The organism is Streptomyces sp. ISL-100, assembly GCF_018614615.1.
Lineage (GTDB): Bacteria > Actinomycetota > Actinomycetes > Streptomycetales > Streptomycetaceae > Streptomyces.
The window spans coordinates 1-4,711 of sequence record NZ_JAGGOK010000002.1 but is presented as its reverse complement, the minus strand read 5'-3'; the positions used below and the strand labels follow the sequence as shown (position 1 = coordinate 4,711).

The 4,711-nt window shown below is 68.7% G+C and carries 2 protein-coding genes and 1 pseudogene; 1 reads left to right on the top strand and 2 read right to left on the bottom strand.

The annotated features are described in order from the left end of the window. Nucleotides 1-792: 792 nt before the first annotated feature. Together J7E89_RS00100 and J7E89_RS00095 are read right to left on the bottom strand one after the other, a co-directional pair. Nucleotides 793-2,217 (bottom strand): annotated as a pseudogene (locus J7E89_RS00100) (amino acid permease); the annotation flags it as partial. Nucleotides 2,218-2,335: 118 nt separating this feature from the next. Next, nucleotides 2,336-3,727 (bottom strand): amino acid permease, encoded by a 1,392-nt coding sequence (locus J7E89_RS00095; RefSeq protein ID WP_214966724.1) that lies wholly within the window; start codon nt 3,725-3,727, stop codon nt 2,336-2,338. Between the two features lie 281 nt (nt 3,728-4,008). On the opposite strand from J7E89_RS00095, the gene J7E89_RS00090 reads away from it, so the two are divergent. After that, on the top strand, nt 4,009-4,611 hold the full coding sequence (locus tag J7E89_RS00090) for a biotin transporter BioY (protein WP_214966722.1): 603 nt from the start codon (nt 4,009-4,011) through the stop codon (nt 4,609-4,611). Nucleotides 4,612-4,711: the final 100 nt, after the last annotated feature.

Here is a 4,711-nt window from a genome sequence, read left to right as displayed (position 1 = left end):
CGCGTGGGGGCGCTGCCCCAGCCCCCGGTCCTCAAACGCCAGACGGGCTGAAGGGAGCGGGTGTGTAGCTGGGGCTCCGCCCCGGACCCCGCTCCTCAAGCGCCGGAGGGGCTGAAGGGTGCCGGGGGTGGCTGGGGCTCGGCCTCAGACCCCGCTCGCCGGAGGGGCTGGGCTCGGCCAAGGGGCTCGTCCGAGCTGAGGGCTTCGCCCCAGTTCGAGGTTGCCGCACTCTGCGGGTCCAGCGCAGCCAATTCCAGCCTGTCCGGCGTTTGAGGACACGCCCGCAGGGCGTCCCGGGGGCCTGGGGGCTTGCCCCCAGTTCGGGAAGGGGCGGGTAGGGGAAAGAAACCATCAATACGCGCAGAACCCCCCGGCGATGGCGGCCAGGGGGTCCAACGCACTGCGACAGATCGCTCAGTCTTGCTTGCTGCCGCCGCTGCTCGCGACGGCTTCCGCGACCGCATCCGCCGCAGCCTTGGCGACAACCTTCGTCGCAGCTTCCGCAGCAGGCTTGGCAACAGCCTCGGTGACCGCCTTCGTAACGGCATCCGCAACGGCCTTCGTCACGGCCACGGTGACGGCCTCCGTGATGGCCGTCGTAAGGGCCTCCGTAACGACCACCGGCTCAGGCTCGGTAACCGCCTCGGCCTCGGCTTCCGCGTCGGCCTCCGCGTCAGCCTCCGCCTCGGCCTCCGGCACAGTCTTCGTGACGACCACCGGCGCAGCCTCGGCGTCGGCCACCGCACCAGGCTCGGCCACCGGACCAGGTTCGGCCACCGCCACCGCCACCGGCTCAGCCACCGGCGTCCGCACCATCTGCAGCACGAACCCAACAACCGCCAGCAAGCCCGTCAGCCCGCCACTCCAGTACAGCTGAACCCGCGTGCCCTCCTCACGGGCCATCAGGACGAAAACGGCCGCCATGCCCGCGAGCGCCACCCACGTCAGCACCGGGTACGCCCACATCTTCACGACCAGCGTCTCCGGCGCCTCGCGCTCAGTGCGCCGGCGCAGCACCAGCTGCGAAACGGCGATGAAGAACCAGACGACCAGGATCAGCGCGCCGATCGTGTTGAGCAGCCACACGAAGATGTCGTTCGGCCGCCAGTAGCTCAGCAGCACACAAGCAAAACCGAACACGGACGAAACCAGCACGGCGATGCGCGGCACGCCACCGTAGACAGCGCCGAGCGCCTTCGGGCCCTGCCGGCGCGAGACCAGCGAGCACGCCATGCGCGAGGCGCCGTAGATGTTGGCGTTCATCGCCGAAAGCAGGGCGATCAGCACAACCACATTCATGATCTGACCGGCGGCGGGGATACCCAGGTGGTCCAGAGTCGCGACGTACGGCCCCTTCTCGGCGACCGCCTTGTCGTTCCACGGCACCAGCGTGACGATGACCGCCATCGAGCCGATGTAGAAGATCGCGATGCGCCACATCGCCGTACGCACAGCCTTCGCGACACCCTGCACCGGCCGCTCGGACTCGGCCGCCGCGATGGTGACCGTCTCCAGGCCGCCGTACGCGAACACCGACGCCAGCAGACCGACGATCAGCCCCTCGGAGCCGTTCGGCATGAACCCGCCGAGCCCCGTGAGGTTTCCGGTACCGGGCGCGGGGTTGTCGGAGCCCGGCAGGAAGCCGAGGATCGCGAGGACGCCGATGCCGAGGAACAGCACAATCGCGCCGACCTTGAGCGCGGCGAACCAGAACTCGAACTCACCGAAGTTCTTTACGGCCGCCAGGTTCGTGCAGCAGAACACGAGCATGAAGAGGGCGACCCAGGCCCACTCGGGCGTATCCGGGAACCAGCCGACCATGATCTTCGCGGCGCCGATGCCTTCGAGGCCGACAGCCACGCAGAGCAGGAACCAGAACGCCCATCCCGCCGTGAAGCCGGCCCACGGGCCGATCGCCCGCTCGGCGTGCACGGAGAAGGAACCGGAGGCCGGATTGGCGGCCGACATCTCGCCGAGCATGCGCATCACGAGCATGACCAGCAGCCCGGATATCGCATACGCGACGATGATCGAAGGGCCGGCGGCTGCGATGCCCGCACCCGACCCGACGAAGAGCCCGGCGCCGATGACGCCGCCGAGGGCGATCATCGACAGATGGCGTTGCTTGAGTCCGTGCGTGAGCGGCGAGTCGACCTTGTTGCCGATGTCGGCAGTGCCGACATCTTCGACGGGCGCCGGCGCGGAAGTCCGAGACATGGGTGTGCCCTGTTCGGTAGCTGAGACGGGGGAACAGACGCCACAGTCTGAGTACGCGCACCGCTCGCTGGGAACACTTGCCCGCTATACGGACACCATGCTCACACTTCGTGAACGATTACACACGCCGCGCACGCAACTCTCTCACCGCGGCCACCATCAGCACCGCACCGGTAGCGGCGCCCGACCACAGCACCTGCGGCCGCGCCGCGTCATCCGTGAGCATCAGCAGCAGTACGCCGCCGAGCGCGGCCAGCGTGACCCAGGTGAGCCAGGGGAAGCCCCACATCTTCAGCGTCAGCGTCTCGGGAGCCTCGCGCTCGATGGTTCGCCGCAGCCTCAACTGCGAGGCGGCGATGAGCCCCCACACAAACAGCAGCACCGCACCCACCGCGTTGAGCATGTAAAGAAAGACGGTGTCGGGCCACATCAGATTCAGCAGTACGGAGACGAACCCGAAGGCGACCGAGGCCAGCACGGCCCGACGAGGCACTCCACCACCATCGCCACCGACGCCACCATCGCCACCCGACACCTTGAGTAGCCCCTTGGGCGCCTCACCGCGCTCCGCCAGCGAGAACATCATCCGCGAGGACCCGTACAGATTGGCGTTGAGCGCCGAAAGCAGCGCGACGAACACCACAACGTTCATGATCTGCCCGGCTGACGGAACGCCGATCGCGTCAAGCACGGTGACGTACGGGCTGAGCCCCGCCTTCTGCGCGGTCCAGGGCAGGACGGTCACGATGACCACCATCGACCCCACGTAAAAGAAGAGAATCCGCCACACGGCGGCACGCACCGCGCGGGCGACATTGCGGGCCGGGTCCTCGGTCTCGGCGGCGGCGATCGTAACGACCTCAAGCCCCCCGAAGGCGAAGACGACGGTCAGCACACCCGACACGACGCCCTCCCACCCATTCGGCAGGAAGCCGCCCTGCCCCGCGAGATTGCTGAACCCCACAGGCTCGGTCTCCGGCAGCACCCCGGAAATGGCCAGCACCCCGAGCCCAAGAAACAGCACAATCGCGCCGACCTTGAGCGCGGCGAACCAGAACTCGAACTCGCCGAAGTTCTTGACGGCCGCGAGGTTGGCGCAGGTGAACACCACCATGAAGATCAGCACCCACGCCCACTGCGCGATCCCCGGCACCCAGCCGTTCGCGATCTGCGCCGCCGCCGTGGCCTCCACCGCCAGCACCACGACCAGCAGGAACCAGTACAGCCACCCCACGCTGAATCCGGCCCAGCGACCCAGCGCGCGCTCGGCGTGCACCGAGAACGACCCGGAAGCGGGCATCGCCGCGGACATCTCCCCGAGCATCCGCATCACAAGCGTCGCGAGCGCGCCCGCGATCAGATACGAGACGACGATGCCGGGGCCCGCGACCGCGATCCCGGCACCCGAGCCCACGAACAGTCCGGCGCCGATCACCCCGCCGAGGCCGAGCATGGTCAGGTGGCGCTGCTTGAGCCCATGGGCGAGGGGCTCGGCATTGGCGTCGTGCATGTGGCTCGCAGCTCTGAAGAAACGTTGAAAGGGCAAGGGGCATTTGGCAAGAACCTACAGTCTCGCCGAGCCCGCCCCATCTCCGCAAAACAGCCCTCCACGCCCCTGACCTCAGTGACGAGCATCACGCGATCGCGGGATTACGTTCCGCTCTTTGTCCGAACTCCACCACGCCCCCAACCTCCCCTTTGTCGGCGGCTGATGGTGATCGCTCGTTAACCCTTGGGCTACGGTCACGGAGTCCTTTCCTGCCCGAGCCCTTTTCCTCCCGCGGAGTCCCGATGAGCACTGCTGCCGCCCCCGCCCGTTCCGGAGCGGTCCTCGCCGACCTGCTGCCGTCCACCACCACCGCCGCCCGGGCCTTCGCCCGCGACGCGGCCCTGGTGCTCGGCGGCGCCGCGCTCACCGGCATAGCGGCCCAGATCGCCGTTCCGGTCCCGGGCTCCCCGGTGCCCGTCACCGGCCAGACCTTCGCGGCGCTGCTCGTCGGCACGGCCGTCGGCGCCCGCCGCGGATTCCTCTCCCTCGCCTTGTACGCCCTGGTCGGCATGGCCGGCGTGCCGTGGTTCGCGGGCGGCACCTCGGGCGCGGGCGGCGCGTCCTTCGGCTACGTACTCGGCATGCTGCTGGCCGCCACCGTGGTCGGCGCGCTGGCCCGCCGCGGCGGTGACCGCTCGGTGCTGCGCACCGCGGGCACGATGGTGCTGGGCTCGGCGGTCATCTACGCGGTCGGCGTTCCGTACCTGGCCGTTTCGACCGGCATGTCCCTGAGCACAGCCGTGGCCGTAGGCCTGGTCCCCTTCCTCCTCGGCGACGCGCTCAAGGCAGCCCTCGCGATGGGCGCGCTGCCGACGGCATGGAAGCTGATGGGCGACCGCGGCTGAGTCCGCCCGTACCGACAAGGAAGGGCCCGCACCTCACAATCTCGAGGTGCGGGCCCTTCCTTATGTCCATACAGGTCCGAGCTAGAAGACTCATGAAGAT